The organism is Azospirillum brasilense, assembly GCF_008365405.1.
GTDB lineage: Bacteria > Pseudomonadota > Alphaproteobacteria > Azospirillales > Azospirillaceae > Azospirillum > Azospirillum brasilense_D.
Genome location: NZ_QOKV01000002.1, coordinates 312,983 through 329,553 on the forward strand (window position 1 = coordinate 312,983; position 16,571 = coordinate 329,553).

Below are 16,571 nucleotides of genomic sequence, written 5' to 3' on the forward strand. Positions count from 1 at the left end.
ACGGCAAAGCCCCCTCCCGACACCTTGTGGGAGGGGGCTTTCCATTGAGCACTCTCTTGACCTCACGGCCACACTCGGCGCAGGGTCTTAGCCCACTCTCCGCCACCGGGGCCAACACCATGCTGCTGAATGACGCCGTCGACCGCGTGCTCCGCGATCTCGAGAGCTATGGGCGCGACAACGACGCGCGCGAGGGCGACCGCGCCCGCAAGATGCTGAATCTGGAGCGCGAGACGGCGGAGCTTCTTCACATCCTGGTGCGCAGCGGGCGCCGCCGCCGGGTGCTGGAGATCGGCACCTCCAACGGCGTCAGCACCCTGTGGCTCGCCGCAGCGTTGCAGGCCAGCGGCGCCACCGAGCCGCTGACCAGCATCGAGCGCGATCCGGGCAAGAGCGCCCAGGCCGCCACCAACCTGGAGCGCGCCGGGCTGGCCAGCCGCGTCACCCTGCTGGTCGGCGACGCGACGGAGACGGTGGCCGGGCTGGACGGCCCCTTCGACTGCGTGTTCTTCGATGCCGACCGTTGGAGCGCCCCGGAGCAGCTTCGCCTTCTGCTGCCGAGGCTGGAGCCGGATTGTCTGCTGCTGGCCGACAACGCCCTGTCCCACCCGCAGGAGATCGCCGGCTACATCGCGGCGGTCGACGCCCTGCCCGGCTTCGGCTCCACCATCTTCCCGGTGGGCAAGGGGCTGCACGTCGCCTGCCGCCCCTGACCCCACCGGTCTTCAGGCCGTCTCGCTCGCCAGCATTTCCGCGGCCAGCCGGCTGACGGCCGGGTAGTCGGTCTTGCCGGTGCCGAGCAGGGGGATCGTTTCCACCCGCAGCACGTCGCGGGGAATGGCGATCTCCGGCGCCCCCTTGGCCTTGGCTGCCGCCGCCAGCGCATCGCGGGTCGGGCCGGTGCCGGCGGTGACCAGCACGATCCGCTCGCCGCGCCGGGCGTCCGGCAGGGCGACGGCGGCGTGGGCAGCGTCCGGCGCGGCCTGGAGCGCCAACTCCTCGACCAGCCCCAGCGGGACCATCTCGCCGGCCACCTTGGCGAAGCGCTTGACGCGCCCGACGATGCGGATGAAGCCGTCGGCGTCGATGTCCACGATGTCGCCGGTGTCGTGCCAGCCGTCCTCCGTCGGCTCGACCACGCCGGGGTTGTCGGCCCGCATGTAGCCCTTCATCACGTTCGGCCCGCGCACCCGCAGCCGCCCGCCGACCGGCACGCCGGGGACCGGAAGCAGCTCCGTCTCGATGCCGGGCAGGGCCTGCCCGACCGTGCCGGGGCGGAAGCGGGCCGGCGTGTTCACCGCGATCACCGGCGAGGTCTCGGTGGTGCCGTAGCCTTCCAGCAGATGCACGCGCAGCCGTTCCGTGTAGGTACGGCGCGTCTCCTCCTGCAGGCGCTCGGCCCCGGCGAAGACCAGCCGCAGCGAGCGGAAGTCGTAGGGGTCCGCCGCCCGCGCCCAGGCGTTCAGGAAGAAGTCCGTGCCGAACAGCACCGTGGCGTTGGTCTGGTAGACCAGCTCCGGAATCAGCCGGACGTGGCGCGGGTTGGGGTAGAGCACCGTCTTCACCCCGTTCAGGATCGGCAGCAGCATCCCGCCGAGCAGCCCGAAGGAGTGGAAGACCGGCAGGCAGTTGAACACCACGTCCTGCCGCGTGAAGTCGACAACGGAGGCCACCTGCGCCATGTTGGCGAGCAGGTTGTCGTGGGTCAGCGCCACGCCCTTGGGCGGCCCCTCCGACCCCGAGGTGAAGAGGATCGCCGCCACGTCGTCCGGCTGGCCCTGCTCCGGCAGGAACCGCTCCGGCGCCACCGACGCGGCCAGGGCGCGCAGCTTGTCGCCGATGCCCAGCCCGCGCTTCACGTCCTCCAGATAGACGATGCTGTGGTCGGCGGCCAGCGCCTCGACCAGCGGGCCGAGCCGCCCCATCTCGACGAAGCGGGCCGAGGTGACGATGCGGCGCAGCCCGGCGGCGCGGCAGGCCGCCTTGATGGCCTCCGCCCCGGCGGTGAAGTTCAGCATCGCCGCGGGCCGCCCATGGGCCGCCAGCCCGAAGAACACCGCCGCGGTCGGCGAGGCGGTCGGCAGCAGCACGCCCACCGCCTCCCCCGGTTCGGTGCCACGGGCCAGGATGCGGCCCAGCACCAGGGAACGCGCGGTCAGGGCGCGGTAGGACAGAGTCGTGAAGTCGCCGTCCTGAACCGCCGCCTTGGACCAGCCGGTCTTCCGCCCGGCCTCCAGCAGGGCGAGCGCCAGCGTGTCGGGCCGCTGCCCGGCGGCGAAGACGGTTTCCGTCATGACGCGCGACAGCCAGGATTTCAGCGCCGCGCGCCGCTTCTTACCGGCCAGCCCGGTCACATCCGGGGTGGCGACCGGCGGCATGACCGTGATGGTGATGCGCGGGAACAGGCCAAGCCGCAGCCGCCCGTGCATCCGCGACAGCATGGAGCGCTGCGCGCCCTCGATGCAGACCGGCACGATGGGGCAGCCCGCCTTGTCGGCCAGCATGCCGGGACCGCCGTTGATCTTCATCAGCGAGCCGGTGACGGTGATCCGCCCCTCCGGGAAGATGCAGATCTTGTGGCCCTCGGCCAGGGTGCGGGCGAGCAGGCGCGTGCCCATCGGCTTGGTCGGGTCGATGGTCACATGGTCGGCCAGCGCCAGGAAGGGCTTGGCCCAGGCCTGCTGCGCGATGACGCTGTCCACGGCGAAGCGCATCCCCGGCAGGAAGGCGGCAAGCAGAGCACCGTCCAGGAAGGACTGGTGATTCGGCGTGACCACCGCCGCGCCCTCCAGCCGCTCCAGATGCTCCGCGCCGCGCAGCTCGACCCGGAAGGCCAGCCGGAAGAAGGCGCGGGCCAGCGCCCGCCCCATGCCCACCGCGTCGATGGCGAGCGCCAGAACGACGGCGGCCAGCATGCTCGCCCCGCCCCAGGCGGCGACGGTCAACGGCGTCACGCCCAGCGCCAGCATGGCCGCCGCGATGCCCGAGCCGACCACCATGAACAGCGCGTTGACCACGTTGGCCGCCGCGATCACCCGGGCGCGGGCCGAGGCCGCCGCGCGGTGCTGGATCAGCGCGTAGAGCGGCACGGCGAAGGCGCCGCCCGCCGCGGCGATCAGGAACAGGTCGGCCAGCAGCGGCATCGCCCAGGGCTGGGCCAGCAGCGCCAGGGCCGACAGCGGCTTCGCCGACGGCGCATCGGGCGTCAGGAAGGGCAGCGCCGCCCCGGCCACCGCCGCGACGAGGCCCGCCAGGGCGGCGCGGCGCGCGTCGGCACGCGAGGGCACCCGGTGACCCAGCCCGGCATAGACGGAGCCGATCGCCACGCCCACGGCGAAGACGGCCAGCAGCAGGGTCGCCCCCTCGCTGTCCGTTCCCAGCGTCTCCCGCGCGATGGCCGGGAACTGCGCCATGACGACCGCACCGACACCCCAGAAGACGGAGATGCCGTAGATCGCCAGCATCGACACGCGGTCCTGCGCGGTGGCGCGCAGCACGCGCAGGGTGACCGACACCGGGTTCAGCCCGACGCGCACCGTCCGGTCGGCGTTGCCCGCCCGCGGGATCAGCAGCGATGCCGCCAGCCCGCCCAGCGCCGTCGCGCCGAGCAGCCCCGGAAGCGCCAGCGGATGGGCCAGCGCCAGCGACCCGCCGGCGATGGTGCCCAGCAGGATCGCCACGAAGGTCCCCGCCTCCACCAGACCGTTGCCGGCGGTCAGCTCCTCCGGTTTCAGCAAATCGGGGAGCAGGCCGTACTTGACCGGCCCAAAGACGGTGGAATGGGCGCCCATGCCGACCAGCGCGACGATCAGCACGCCGAGGTCGGCGCGCAGGATGCCCCAGGCGGCGATCGCCATCAGGCCGATCTCCGCCACCTTCACGGCGCGGGCGATCAGCGTGCGGTCGAACCGGTCGGCCAATTGGCCGGCGGTCGCCGAGAACAGCAGGAAGGGTATGGTGAAAGCCGCCGCGGCGAGGGTCGAGATCAGCGCGCCGTCGCCCGCCGTCCCCGCCATGCCGTAGACCGCCAGCACCGCGATGGCGCCGCGCAGCACATTGTCGCCGAAGGCGCCGAGGAACTGCGTCACGAACAGCGGCAGAAAGCGCCGCGTGGCGAGAAGGCCCAGTTCGCTCATGCTTCAGGCTCCCTTTCCGGTGGACAGGCCGCGCAGCAGCGCGTCGGCGACCGTGTCGGCCAGCGTGCCGAGCGGGGCCGTCTGCCGTCCGTAAACGTGCGACTGGATGTTGAGGACGATGGCGCCGATCACCGTGTGGGCCAGCGCCTCGCGGTCGGCGTCGACGATGCTCCCTTCCGCGATGCCGTCGCCGACGATGGCGCAGACCACGTCCACCGGCGTCTCCAGCCCGTCTGGAACCAGCGGAAGCGCGTCGTGCTGCGACAGCAGGAGGAAGCGCGCGCGGTCCGGCGCCGCCTCGACCAGCCCGAAGGCCCAGGCGATGACGCGGCGCAGCCGCTGCGGCGCCGGGCCGCTCCCCGCCGCCTCGCGCAGGCTGTGCGACAAGGCGGTGTATTCGGCGGCGAACAGGGCGGCGGCAAGATCCTCCTTGCTCGCCCAATGGCGGTACAGCGCGCCCTCCGACACCCCGGCGGCGCGGGCGATGTCCTTGATGGTGGTCGCCTTCACCCCCTTCTGGGCGAACAGCGCGATGGCGGCATCCCGGACCTTGTTGCGTGCATCGACGCGGGCGTCTTTGGACATGGCGTTCCCGTTCGTGGCGTTCTTTATAAGTGAACGTTCACTCACATCCTGCACGGAACCGGTCCGCGCTGCAAGGGTGATGTGACGGCACCGCATCGCCGTGCGCTTTGCACGACGGGTGGTTTTTTGGGCAAGATCATTCGCACACACTCATGAAACACAGGGAACCAGGGACATGGTGAGGACGATCGACGGGACGGAGGCGCTGACGGCCGACATGACCGCGTGGCGGCGCGACCTGCACGCCCACCCGGAAACGGCCTTCGAGGAGGAGCGGACCAGCGATTTCGTGGCGGAGAAGTTGGCCTCCTTCGGGCTGGAGGTTCACCGCGGCCTCGCCAAGACCGGCGTGGTCGGCGTGCTGCGCAACGGCGAGGGGCCGGCGGTCGCCTTCCGCGCCGACATGGACGCCCTGCACATCCACGAGCAGACCAACCTGCCCCATGCCTCGCGCAATCCGGGGCGCATGCACGCCTGCGGGCATGACGGGCACACGGCGATGCTGCTGGGCGCGGCGCGCCACCTGTCGGCGCACCCGAACTTCCAGGGCACCATCGCCTTCGTCTTCCAGCCTGCGGAGGAAAACGAGGGCGGCGGGCGCGTGATGGTCGAGGACGGGCTGTTCGAGAAATTCCCCGTCGAGCAGGTCTACGGCATGCACAACTGGCCGGGGCTGGAAGTCGGCAAGATCGCGCTTCGCCCCGGCCCGATCATGGCCGCCTACGACATCTTCGAACTGACCCTGACCGGCAAGGGCACCCACGCCGCCATGCCGCATCTGGGCACCGACACGATCCTGGCCGGCACCCAGATCGTCAACGCCTGGCAGACCATCGCCAGCCGCAGCGTGCATCCCGTCGATTCCGCCGTGGTCAGCGTCACGCAGTTCCACGCGGGCGACACGTGGAATGTCCTTCCCGCCACCGCCGTCCTGCGGGGAACCACCCGCAGCTTCCGCAAGGAGGTGCAGGACATGGTGGAGCGGCGCATGGGCGAACTGGCCAAGGCCATCGCCGGGGGCTTCGGGATCGAGGCGGAGATGCGCTACGAGCGCCGCTACCCCTCCACGGTGAACGAGGCCGGGGCGACCGAGCTGGCCCGCCGCGCCGCCGCCGGAGTCGTCGGCGAATCGGGGCTGGACCTGGATCCGATGCCCAGCATGGGCGCCGAGGATTTCGCCTTCATGCTGCAGCAGCGGCCGGGCTGCTACGTCTGGGTCGGCGCCGGGCCGTCGGACGGCGGGCGGAACCTGCACAGCCCGCATTACGACTTCAACGACGCGGTCCTGCCCATCGGCCTCAGCTATTGGGTGCGGCTGGCCGAAACGGTGCTGCCGCGCGCGGCGTGATGGCTATTGCACCCGCCATCCCCTCTCCCGCCCCGGGAGAGGGAGGGGCCCGCCGCATCGCGGCGGGAGGGTGAGGGTGCCGGCAAGACGCAGCGCCCTGATACTCGCGTGACCCTCACCCGCCCGCTGCGCGGGCACCCTCTCCCGGGGCGGGAGAGGGATTACAGGACACCGCCATAATTCCGGCAGCTTTGTACAAACCATTCCTATCTCCCTATGGTTTGTGTATGAAACAGGAAAATTACTGCGTCCTCTCCATGGTAATTGCCCGGGTATGCAATTTGTCCCATGATCGGGCCGATTTCACCCGACAGACGTGGGACAAGGCACGGTGAAGGCGATAGAGAACAAGACCGGTGTTCCTGGAACCGGCGGCATCTGGCAGCGGCCCGACTCCCTGTGGGAGGCCACGGCCCCGCCGCCGCCGGCCCTTCCGGCGCTTGAACACGCGGTGGAGACCGACCTGCTGGTGATCGGCGGCGGCTTCACCGGCTTGTCGGCGGCCCTGCACGCCGCCGAATCGGGCAAGCGCGCCGTCGTGCTGGAGGCGTCGGAGATCGGGCGCGGCGCGTCCGGGCGCAACAACGGGCAGGTCATCCCGACCTTGACCCGCCCCGACCCCGAGGACCTCGTCGCCAAGTTCGGGCCGGAACGGGGCGAGCGCTTCGTCGCGCTGATCCGCGACAGCGCCGACACCCTGTTCGCCCTGATCCGCCGCCTGGGCATCGATTGCGCGGCCGAGCAGACCGGCTGGGTGCAGCCGGTCCATTCGCCGGGCCGCATCGCCATCGCCGAGCGGCGGGCGAAGCAATGGGGCAGCCGGGGCGCTCCGGTGGAGCTGCTCGACCGCGCCGGCATTTCGGAGCTGCTGGGCACCGACGCCTATTACGGCGGCTGGATGAACCGCAGCGGCGGCCACATCAACCCGCTGGCCTTGGCCCGCGGGCTGGCCGGCAAGGCGGTCGAGGCCGGCGCGTCGGTCTTCATCAACTCCCCCGCCCTGTCGGTGGAGCGGCGCGGCGACCGCTGGGTGGCCCGGACGCCGGGCGGCACGGTGACCGCCCATTCCCTGGTGCTGGGCACCAACGGCTACGCCGCCGCCATATTTCCGGAGATCCGCACGGAGGTCGTGCCGGTCCTGTCCTGGCAGATGGCCACCCAGCCGCTGGACGAGGCGCAGCGGCGCAGCATCCTGCCCGGCCGTCAGGCCATGTCGGACACCCACGGCGACCTGCGCTTCATGCGCTACACCGCCGACCACCGGCTGGTCAGCGGCGGCGCGCTGTTGGTCCCCATCGACGGGGCCGACCGGCTGCGGCGTATCGTCGGCCTGCGGCTGGCCTCCATGTTCCCCACCTTGCGCGGGCTGCGGTTCGACCATGTGTGGAACGGGCGGATCGCCATGACCACCGACTACACCCCGCGCGTCCACCAGCTCGGCCCCAACGCCTTCACCTGGGCGGGCTGCAACGGGCGCGGCGTCGCCTTGTCCGTCTCGCTGGGACGGGAGCTGGCTTATGCGGCGCTGGGCCGCGATCCCGCGGAACTGGCGCTGCCGCTGACCGAGCCGCGCCCCCTGCCCTTCAACGACCTGCTGCAACGCATCGGGCCGTTCAAACTCCTGCAATACCGCTGGAACGACATCCGGGAAATCTGACGATGACTGAAGACACCAAGGCTCCTGCCTTTGCACCCGCCGCTGGCGCCGCCCCGGACCACGCCACGCAGCTGCGCAACGCCTACGCGATGCGGGCCGCGTCCTACGCCCATATGTTCGATGTGCTGCGCGAGCGCTACGGCACCGAGACGGCGCTGGACATCGGGCGCGAGGCGACCCGCCGCCTGGGCGAGGCGATGGGCGTGAAGTACGCGGCGCACGGCCCCGACGACTTGGCCGGCCTGTGCCACGCCTTCCTCGACGGCATCCCCAACCGCGATTCCATGTTCGCGCCGGAGATCAAGCGCTGCGACGGCGACGCGCTGGAAATCCATTTCCACCGCTGTCCCTTGAAGGAGGCGTGGCAGGCCCAGGGCAAGTCCGACGAGGATCTGGAGCTGCTCTGCAACATGGCCGGCGCCATCGACGGCGGCCTGTTCGAGGCGGCCGGCTTCGTCTTCCGCGGCGAGACCTGGAAGCCCGGCGACGAGGGCTGTTGCCGCCTGAAGGTCCTGCCCGGCCCGAAGGCCGCCTGATCCGCCGAATAAGCCACCCAACCGTACGACGCTGCCCAACACCGGCCTCGAAGCCGGCCTTCACAAGAAAGGTTCACACGCGATGACCGCCCTGAAGACCGCCTCCCTCGCCGCCCTCATGACGGCCGCCCTGGCCGGCACTGCCCTGGCCGCCGACACCGTGAAGATCGGCTACCAGCTGCCGCTGACCGGCGAGACCGCCCAGTACGGCCAGGACTTCCGCAAGGCCGCCGAGATCGCCCTGGCCGAGTTCAACGCGTCGGGCAAGCCCTTCAAGGCGGAGATCGTCTTCGAGGACAGCCGCTCCGACGCCAAGGAAGGCACCAACATCGCCCGCAAGTTCGTGGACGACAAGGCGATCGTCGGCGTGCTGGGCGACTTCACCTCGGGTGTGTCGATGGCCTCGGCGCAGGTCTACAAGGACGCCGGGATGCCGCAGCTCTCCCAGACGGCCTCGCACCCCGACTACACCAAGATCTCCAAGTACCAGTTCCGCAACATCGCCACCCAGGCGCAGGAAGGCCCCTACAACGCCAAGTGGATGCTGTCCAAGGGCTACAAGAACATCGCCGTCATCGCCGAACAGACCGACTGGGGCCAGTCCGTCGTCTCCGGCTTCACCGACGGCGTGAAGGCCAACGGCGGCACGGTGGTCTTCTCCGAGTTCTTCAACCGCGGCCTGAAGGACTACCGTTCGCTGATCAGCAAGCTGGAGCGCGCGAAGCCGGACGCCATCTACACCGGCTTCTTCTACGAGGACGGTGCGCAGTTCCTGCGTCAGGTGCAGCAGCTCGGCATCAAGACCCCGGTCTACTCGACCTCGGCCGCCTACAGCCCGAAGTTGATCGAGCTGGCCGGCGAAGCGGCCGAGGGCGTGCACCTGACCTCCAACTTCCTGCCGACCGACCCGGCCCCGCACATCCAGCATTTCGTGACGGAGTGGAAGGCCGCCTCCAACGGCGCGGTTCCGGGCCAGTTCCCGGCCCAGGCCTATGACGCCGTGCGCATCATGCTGGCGGCGGTCGAGAAGGCCTACCCGAACCCGACCCGCGAGAAGGTGCGCGACGCCCTGGCCCAGACCAAGGACTTCGCCGGCGTGACCGGCAAGACCAGCTTCAGCGCCGACCGCGAGGCCGAGAAGGAGCTGGTGAAGGTCGAGGTCAAGGGCGGCGCCTTCGTGCCGGTCGCCGACTGATCGGCGCACATCCTTCCGACCCGATAGCCTAACGATCTCCAGCGAACGGCCCGCATGATCGACCCTTATTACCTCCAGCAGCTCGCCATCGGGCTGTCGCTGGGGATGACCTACGCGCTGATGGCGATCGGCTTCACGCTGATCTTCGGCGTGCTGAACGTCGTCAACTTCGCCCATGGCGAGGTCTACACGCTGGGCGCCTTCGCCGGGCTGGTGCTGATTTCCGCGACGGCCCCGCCGATCTTCGCGGTGATCTTCATCGCCCTGGCGATCGGCGCCATGGCCGGATTCTCGCTGGAGCGGATCGCCTTCAAACCCTTCCGCCGCTTCACCGACGAGGCGTCGCTGAAGTCGCGGGCGATGCGCGAATCCACCCTGCTCTCCTCGCTCGCCGTGTCCATCGTGGTGCGCGAGGCGCTGGAGATCGTGTTCGGGTCGCAGATGCGCTCCGTCCCGTTCGAGTATCTCATCAACACGCCGGTGCGCATCGGGCCGGTGATCCTGGTGACCGGCGACTTCATCATCTTCGGCGTGGCCGCGGCGATGCTGATCGGCCTCCAGTATCTGCTGACCCGCACCCGCATCGGTCTGTCGATCCGGGCGGTGTCCAACAACCCGCTGGGCGCCAAGTATGTCGGCATCGACACCGACCGCACCATCATCATGACCTTTGTCGTCGGCTCGATGATGGGGGCGGCGGCCGGCATCCTGACGGGGCTCTATTACGGGGCGATCTTCCCCGCCATGGGCTTCGTGCCCGGCATCAAGGCCTTCGTCGCCATGGTGATGGGCGGGCTGTCCTCGATCCCCGGTGCGGTGATCTGCGCCCTGATCCTGGGCATCTCGGAGAGCATGGCGACGACCTTCGTGTCGTCGGGCTGGTCGGACATGGTGGCCTACGGCTTCCTGATCCTGACCCTGATCTTCTTCCCCAACGGATTGTTCGGAGCGCGCCGTGAACGTGTCTGATTTGTCGGCGCCGCGGCGCGGGCAAGGCGCGCTGATTCCGCTCCTGCTCGCCCTGCTGGTCTTCGTGGGGCTGCCGGCCATGCTGGCCGGCTTCGACCGCGGTTATTTCTACCAGATCGCCAATCTGGCGCTGATCTTCATCCTGCTGTCCGCCTCCATGCATCTGGTCACCGGGGTGGCCGGGCTGCTGCATCTCGGGCACGCCGCCTTCTACGGGGTCGGCGCCTACACCGCCGCCCTGCTCTCGACCAAGTTCGGGCTGGGCTTCACCGTGACGCTGCCGCTGTCCGGTCTGGTGGCGGCGCTGATCGCCTTCCTGGTGGCGCTGCCGACCATGCGGCTGGTCAGCATTTATTTCGCGGTGGCGACGCTGGCGATCGGGCAGATGCTCTATCTGGTCATGCTGAACTGGGTGGAGTTCACCAAGGGTCCCAACGGCATCATCGTCACCAAGGGGCTTGAGCTGTTCGGCTTCAGCCTGTCGGGCCGGCTCGCCACCTACTACACGGTGGCGACGGTGGTGGCGCTGTGCGTGCTGGCGATCGGGCGGCTCAGCCACTCCTACTACGGCAACGCCCTGCGCTCGATCCGCGAGGACGACCAGTGCGCCGACGCCATGGGCGTCAGCACGGCGCGCCTGAAGATGGAGGCCTTCACCCTGTCGGCCTTCTTCGCCGGGGTGGCGGGCAGCCTGTGGGCGCACATGACCGGCTACATCTCGCCGGGCGACTTCAAGTTCTCCGAATCAATCCTGATCCTGGCGATGGTGGTGGTGGGCGGCCTGGGCAGCCTGCCCGGCGCGGTGATCGGCGCGCTTCTGCTGATCCTGCTGCCGGAGGGGCTGCGCGCCTTCGGCGACTTCCGCAACATCATGGTCGGTCTGGTGATGTTCCTGTCGATCCTGCTGCTGCCCAAGGGCCTGCTGGGCGAGGTCTCCGCGCTCCAGCTCGCGCGGCGCCAGTTGGGCGCGGCGTGGCGCAACACCGTGAAGGGCGAAGGGATCGGCTGGCGATGACCCATCTTCTCGACATCCGCAACGTCAGCCGCCGCTTCGGCGGCGTGCTGGCGGTCAACGACGTGACCGGCCATGTGGACGAGGGCGAGCTGGTCGGGCTGATCGGTCCGAACGGCGCCGGCAAGACCACCCTGTTCAACCTGATCTCCGGCTTCACGCCGCTGTCGTCGGGCACCGTCGCCTTCGACGGCAAGACCATCAGCGGGCTGAAGACCAACCAGGTGGCCCGGCTGGGCATCAGCCGCACCTTCCAGAACCTGCGCGTCTTCCCGAACATGTCGGTCTTCGACAACGTGTCGGTGGGCGCGGTGGGCGCGCTGCCGCAGGGGGCGCTGGGCGCGCTGTTCGGCTCCCTCGCCGGGGGGGGCGCCCGGTCCGCCGAGATCAGCCGCCGCACCTGGGAGGCGCTGGAGGCCGTCGGCCTGACCCATGTGGCGGGCGAACTGGCGGCCAACCTGCCCTACGGCCAGCGCAAGTATCTGGAGATCGCCCGCGCCCTGGCGATGCAGCCGCGCTTCCTGATCCTCGACGAACCCGCCGCCGGCCTGAACGACACCGAAACCCGCGCGCTGGCCGACTTCATCAAGCGCCTGCACGGCACCGGCCTGACCATCATGCTGGTGGAGCACGACATGACCCTGGTCATGAGCATCTGCCAGCGCATCCTGGTGCTCGCCTCCGGCCGCAAGATCGCCGACGGCCCGCCCGACGCCATCCGCCGCGATCCGGCGGTCCTGGAAGCCTACCTGGGGGTGGACGCATGAGCCAGCCGCACTCCAATGGCCCGATCCTCACGATCGAGAACCTGCACGTCACCATGGGGCCGCAGGAGATCCTGCACGGCATCGACCTGACCGTGGCGCAGGGCGCCATCGTCGCCGTGCTGGGCTCCAACGGCGTCGGCAAGACCACGTTGATGCGGGCGATCTCGGGCGTCTACCGGGCGAGCCGGGGCAGCATCGCCTTCCGCGGCGAGGCCATCGCCAACCTGCCCGCCCACCGCATCGTGAAGCTCGGCCTGTCGCAGGCGCCGGAGGGCCGCCAGATCTTCTCCAACATGAGCGTGCGGGAGAATCTGGTGCTCGGCGGCAGCGACGTCGGGCTCGGCGAACTCGACCGGATGCTCGACATGTTCCCGGTCCTGCGCGAGCGCCTGCGCCAGAACGCCGGGTCGCTGTCGGGCGGCGAGCAGCAGATGCTGTGCATCGCCCGCGCCCTGATGCGCCGCCCCGCCCTGCTTCTGCTCGACGAGCCGTCGCTGGGGCTCGCCCCGATGGTGGTCGCGCAGATCTTCGATCTGGTGCAGCGCATCCGGGCGGAGGGCGTGTCGATCCTGCTGGTCGAGCAGAACGCCCGCGCCGCCCTGCGGGTCGCCGACCACGCGGCGGTGATGGAGGACGGGCGCATCGTGCTGGCCGGTCCGGCCGCACAATTGCGTGACGACCCCCGCATCGCCGAAGCCTATCTCGGCGGGCACGCGCATTAACGGAGATCATAATGACCGAACCGACCGACACGCCCGCGGCCAAGCCCGCGATGGGCATGCTGGAGCGCCGCGGGATCGAGGCGGCGATCCTGAAGCCGGTCTATGAGGAGATGGCGGCCCGGCTGGGCGAGGCGGTGGCGCAGGAGATCCTGGGCGCCGCCATCACCCGCGCCGCGGTGGAGTCCGCCGCCGCCTTCGCCGCGACCGAGCCGAACGGCACCAACCTGACCAGCTTCGCCGACCTGCAGCCCCTGTGGACCAAGGACGACGCGCTGCGCCTGGAGGTGCTGCACCAGGACGAGACCCGGTTCGACTACAACGTCACCCGCTGCCGCTACGCCGAGATGTACCGGGAGATGGGGCTCGGTCACATCGGCCACCTGCTGTCCTGCAACCGCGACGCCGCCTTCTGCACGGGCTACGACCCGTCGATCAAGATGGAGCGGACGCAGACCATCATGCAGGGCGCCAGCCATTGCGATTTCCGCTACCGCGTGGACAAGCCGGAAGGCTGAACAGAGAGAACCCAAAACGACAACGGCCCGGCGTGCGGAACGCCGGGCCGTCTTTTTTTCAGGCAAGTCTACCGTTGGTCAGGCCGCCGTTCGTCAGGCCGCCGCCGTCGCCACCGGCTGAAGCCCGCGCGTCAACTGGCCGAACGCATCGCGGAACCGCCCCTGTGCGACGTCGGCCTCGGCAAAGCGGACATGAACCGCCGCCTTGTCGATGGCCCGCACCTCGAAGGCGACGGACAGGCCGAAGCGGTCGAGCCGCAGGGTGCCGCGGTCGCCCACGCCGAGGCCGCCGATCCCGCTCAGCATGGCGCCGCCGTTCGACAGGTCGGTCAGCGTGCCGGACTGGTCGCGCCCATGCACCACGACGCCGCAGGACTCATTCACCCGGTAGCGCGGGCTGCGGCGGCGGTCGGCGTCGGTCGTGGAGGTGCGGACGACGCGCACCAGCACGCGGCGCAGCTCGTCGATGCTGCTCGCCACCTCGTCCGAGCCGGCCCGCACGCCCGAGGCCTGCGAACCGGTCTGGTCGGCGTCGCTGGACACGGCGGCGATGCGCACCGACACCTCTTGCGCGGCGTTGGAGGTCTCCACCACGTTGCGGCTGATTTCCTGGGTGGCGGCGGCCTGCTCCTCCATCGCCGCGGCGATGGCGCTGGAGATCTGGTCGATCTCGCCGATGGTGTCGCCGATCTCCGCCACCGCGCCCACGGCGGTGCTGGTCACACCCTGGATTTCCGCGATCAGGCGGGTGATCTCCTCGGTCGAGCGGGCGGTCTGGTTGGCGAGGTTCTTCACCTCCTGCGCCACCACCGCGAAGCCCTTGCCGGCTTCGCCCGCGCGGGCGGCCTCGATGGTCGCGTTGAGCGCCAGCAGGTTGGTCTGGCTGGCGATGTCGGTGATCAGCTTGACCACCTCGTCGATGCGACCGACCGCCTCGGACAGCGACTGGATGGTGCCCTGGGTGCGCTGGCCGTTCTCCACGGCGCGGCGGGTGACCGCGCTGGAGTGGGCGATCTGCGCGGAGATCTCGCGGATCGAGGCCGCCAGCTCCTCCGTCGCCGCCGCCACGGTCTGGGCGTTGGCCAACGCCTCCTCCGCCGCCGCGGCGACGTTCTGCGCGTTGATGCTGACCCGCTCGGCGGAGGTCGCCATGGCGTCGGCGTCCTGGGCCATGCCGCCGGTGCGCAGGGCCACCTGCTCCACCGCGTGGCTGGCCTCGCGCTCCACCGTCTCGGCCATGGACTGGAGGGCGGTGATGCGCTCCTCCTCCGCCTGGCGCTGGCGCTCCGCACGCTCCTGGGTCGAATAGTTCAGCTTCGCCTTCACGGCGCGGATCTGCGACCGGATGCGGGCGAATTCCGCCACGCCGGAACTGGGAACGTTGGTCATCAGGTCGCCGCGGGCGATCGCGTCGAGGTGGGTTTCCACCAGCCCGAGCGGGCGGCGCACCGTGCCCATCACGCTGAGCGTGCCGATGCCGGCCACCAGCAGGCCGAACAGCATCAGCCCGGCGAAGATCCCGACGCTGTCGCTGCCCGTCAGGCTCACCCCACCGAGGGCGATGACGGTCAGCAACAGCAGGCCGTTGGTCGCCAGGATGCGCCCGCCGATGCTGGATACCAGATTGCTCAGCCAGACGCCGAAGCCGCCGCGGACGATCTGGCCGTCCAGCAATCCGTACTGCTGGCCGCGCCCGGCGCGGATCTCGGCGTAGATGCGCTCCGCCTCCGCCACCGCCTCACGGCTCGGCTTGGACCGGATGGAGATGTATTCCGTCACCACGCCCTTCTCGGTGATGGGGGTGACGTTCGCCTTGACCCAATAATGGTCGCCGCTTTTGGACCGGTTCTTGACCAGCCCCTCCCACGGCCTGCCGTCCTTGATGGTTTCCCACAGGTTGGCGAAGGCGGCCGGCGGCATGTCCGGATGGCGCACAAGATTGTGAGGCGCGCCGAGTAATTCCGTTTCTGCGAATCCGCTAATATCAACAAATGCTTTATTGACGAACGTAATCTTGCCGCGGGTGTCGGTCCGCGACACCAGCAGCATGTCGTCGGCCATTTCGATTTCGCGGTTCGTAACCGGTCCATTGTCGCGCATAAGCCAGCACCCCGTCGCGGAGAACACGCATAAAACACTACTTAAGTTTTATTTCTACTGTATTAATGTCAGAAAATCATCACCATATTGTCGCACCCTGTCCGGCTATAGTTAGGGCGTTCGGGGAGCGGTCCCTCCGCTAGGTCACTGCCGGCGTTGAGAAAATAAGCGATTTATCTTATATTTTAGACGCTTTCGAGACGCCGCCTCCCTATTGTGGATTCTACGGAGTCCGATCCGATTCAAGGTCGGTGGCGGCCATCCGATCCTCCGGGTTGCGGACCGATGACGGGGGCGGCACCATCCGCCACGCGCGCCGTTGGAACGGCCATCCCTCTCGAACCGCAACAGGACAGCCACGATGAGCGACACCGCAAAGCCCATCCGCCTTCTCGGCCTTTCCGGCAGCATCCGCCGCCACTCCCACTGCACCGCGGTGCTGAACACACTCGCCGACTCGCTGGGCAACAAGGCGGGCGGCAAGGCGGGCGGCAAGGCGGAGATGACGCTGTTCCCGCTGAACGAAATCCCGCCCTACGATCCCGACCTGGACGCGGAGAACACCCCCGCCCCGGCCACCGCTCTGCGCGATTCCATCGCCGCGGCCGACGGGCTGGTCATCATCTCCCCGGAATACAATTACGGCATGTCGGGCGTGCTGAAGAACGCGCTGGACTGGGCGTCACGCCCGGCCATGAAGTCGCCGGTGCGGGGCAAGCCGATCCTTATCATGACCGCCTCCCCCGCCTTCACCGGCGGCGTGCGCGCCCAGCATGAGATGCGCGAGACGCTATCCGGCATGATGGGTCGGGTCATCGCCCGTCCGCAGGTGGTCATCGGCACGGTTCACGAGAAGATCAAGGACGGCCGGCTGACCGATCAGGCGGCGCTGGACTTCGCGTTGGCCGCCATCGACGACCTTCTGGCGGAAATCGCCCTGCTGCGCGGGGTCAAAAGCGCTTGAGTCCCAGGCAGGGCAGGGCTGACGCGCAAAGACCGATGGGGCTGGCCGAAGTGTGCCAATATTAG

Annotated in this window: 14 protein-coding genes; 11 read left to right on the top strand and 3 right to left on the bottom strand. The window is 69.4% G+C overall.

Annotated features, from left to right (window positions below):
- The first annotated feature begins 119 nt into the window (after positions 1 to 119).
- Positions 120 to 713: an O-methyltransferase gene (locus DS837_RS05680; RefSeq protein ID WP_149163828.1), complete on the top strand. Its 594-nt coding sequence runs from the start codon at positions 120 to 122 to the stop codon at positions 711 to 713.
- A gap of 12 nt (positions 714 to 725) precedes the next feature.
- Here the strand turns inward: DS837_RS05680 and DS837_RS05685 are convergent, their stop codons facing one another.
- Positions 726 to 4,136, bottom strand: coding sequence for an acyl-[ACP]--phospholipid O-acyltransferase (locus DS837_RS05685; RefSeq protein ID WP_149163829.1), 3,411 nt, complete (start codon positions 4,134 to 4,136; stop codon positions 726 to 728).
- A gap of 3 nt (positions 4,137 to 4,139) precedes the next feature.
- On the bottom strand, positions 4,140 to 4,721 hold the full coding sequence (locus tag DS837_RS05690; RefSeq protein ID WP_149163830.1) for a TetR/AcrR family transcriptional regulator: 582 nt from the start codon (positions 4,719 to 4,721) through the stop codon (positions 4,140 to 4,142).
- A 175-nt stretch (positions 4,722 to 4,896) separates the two neighbouring features.
- Here DS837_RS05690 and DS837_RS05695 point away from each other — a divergent pair, with 175 nt between their 5' ends.
- The 9 genes from DS837_RS05695 to DS837_RS05740 all read left to right on the top strand — a co-directional run bounded on the left by DS837_RS05695 (position 4,897) and on the right by DS837_RS05740 (position 13,442).
- A complete protein-coding gene (locus tag DS837_RS05695) occupies positions 4,897 to 6,069 on the top strand; it encodes a M20 aminoacylase family protein (RefSeq protein ID WP_149163831.1) in 1,173 nt (390 codons plus the stop codon).
- 331 nt (positions 6,070 to 6,400) lie between these two features.
- Positions 6,401 to 7,726: an NAD(P)/FAD-dependent oxidoreductase gene (locus DS837_RS05705; protein WP_149163832.1), complete on the top strand. Its 1,326-nt coding sequence runs from the start codon at positions 6,401 to 6,403 to the stop codon at positions 7,724 to 7,726.
- 2 nt (positions 7,727 to 7,728) lie between these two features.
- Complete coding sequence (locus tag DS837_RS05710) at positions 7,729 to 8,262, top strand: L-2-amino-thiazoline-4-carboxylic acid hydrolase (protein ID WP_149163833.1); 534 nt, start codon at positions 7,729 to 7,731, stop codon at positions 8,260 to 8,262.
- A gap of 82 nt (positions 8,263 to 8,344) precedes the next feature.
- Entirely contained in the window at positions 8,345 to 9,457 is a 1,113-nt protein-coding gene (locus DS837_RS05715) for an ABC transporter substrate-binding protein (protein ID WP_149163834.1), read from the top strand.
- Between the two features lie 54 nt (positions 9,458 to 9,511).
- Positions 9,512 to 10,426: a branched-chain amino acid ABC transporter permease gene (locus DS837_RS05720; RefSeq protein ID WP_040136279.1), complete on the top strand. Its 915-nt coding sequence runs from the start codon at positions 9,512 to 9,514 to the stop codon at positions 10,424 to 10,426.
- Positions 10,413 to 11,441 (top strand): branched-chain amino acid ABC transporter permease, encoded by a 1,029-nt coding sequence (locus tag DS837_RS05725; protein WP_247889790.1) that lies wholly within the window; start codon positions 10,413 to 10,415, stop codon positions 11,439 to 11,441. The genes DS837_RS05720 and DS837_RS05725 overlap by 14 nt, the downstream gene beginning before the upstream one ends.
- Positions 11,438 to 12,205 (top strand): ABC transporter ATP-binding protein, encoded by a 768-nt coding sequence (locus DS837_RS05730; RefSeq protein ID WP_094304648.1) that lies wholly within the window; start codon positions 11,438 to 11,440, stop codon positions 12,203 to 12,205. Before DS837_RS05725 ends, DS837_RS05730 begins: the two co-directional genes overlap by 4 nt.
- Positions 12,202 to 12,927 carry an ABC transporter ATP-binding protein gene (locus tag DS837_RS05735; RefSeq protein WP_211102100.1) on the top strand — a complete coding sequence of 242 codons (726 nt, stop codon included), beginning with the start codon at positions 12,202 to 12,204 and terminating at the stop codon, positions 12,925 to 12,927. Before DS837_RS05730 ends, DS837_RS05735 begins: the two co-directional genes overlap by 4 nt.
- Positions 12,928 to 12,938: 11 nt before the next feature.
- Positions 12,939 to 13,442, top strand: coding sequence for an L-2-amino-thiazoline-4-carboxylic acid hydrolase (locus DS837_RS05740; RefSeq protein ID WP_149163835.1), 504 nt, complete (start codon positions 12,939 to 12,941; stop codon positions 13,440 to 13,442).
- A 93-nt stretch (positions 13,443 to 13,535) separates the two neighbouring features.
- On the opposite strand, the gene DS837_RS05745 is transcribed toward DS837_RS05740, so the two are convergent.
- Complete coding sequence (locus DS837_RS05745) at positions 13,536 to 15,542, bottom strand: methyl-accepting chemotaxis protein (protein WP_211102101.1); 2,007 nt, start codon at positions 15,540 to 15,542, stop codon at positions 13,536 to 13,538.
- A gap of 361 nt (positions 15,543 to 15,903) precedes the next feature.
- Here DS837_RS05745 and DS837_RS05755 point away from each other — a divergent pair, with 361 nt between their 5' ends.
- Positions 15,904 to 16,506 (top strand): NADPH-dependent FMN reductase, encoded by a 603-nt coding sequence (locus DS837_RS05755; protein WP_149163836.1) that lies wholly within the window; start codon positions 15,904 to 15,906, stop codon positions 16,504 to 16,506.
- The last annotated feature ends 65 nt before the right edge of the window (positions 16,507 to 16,571 follow it).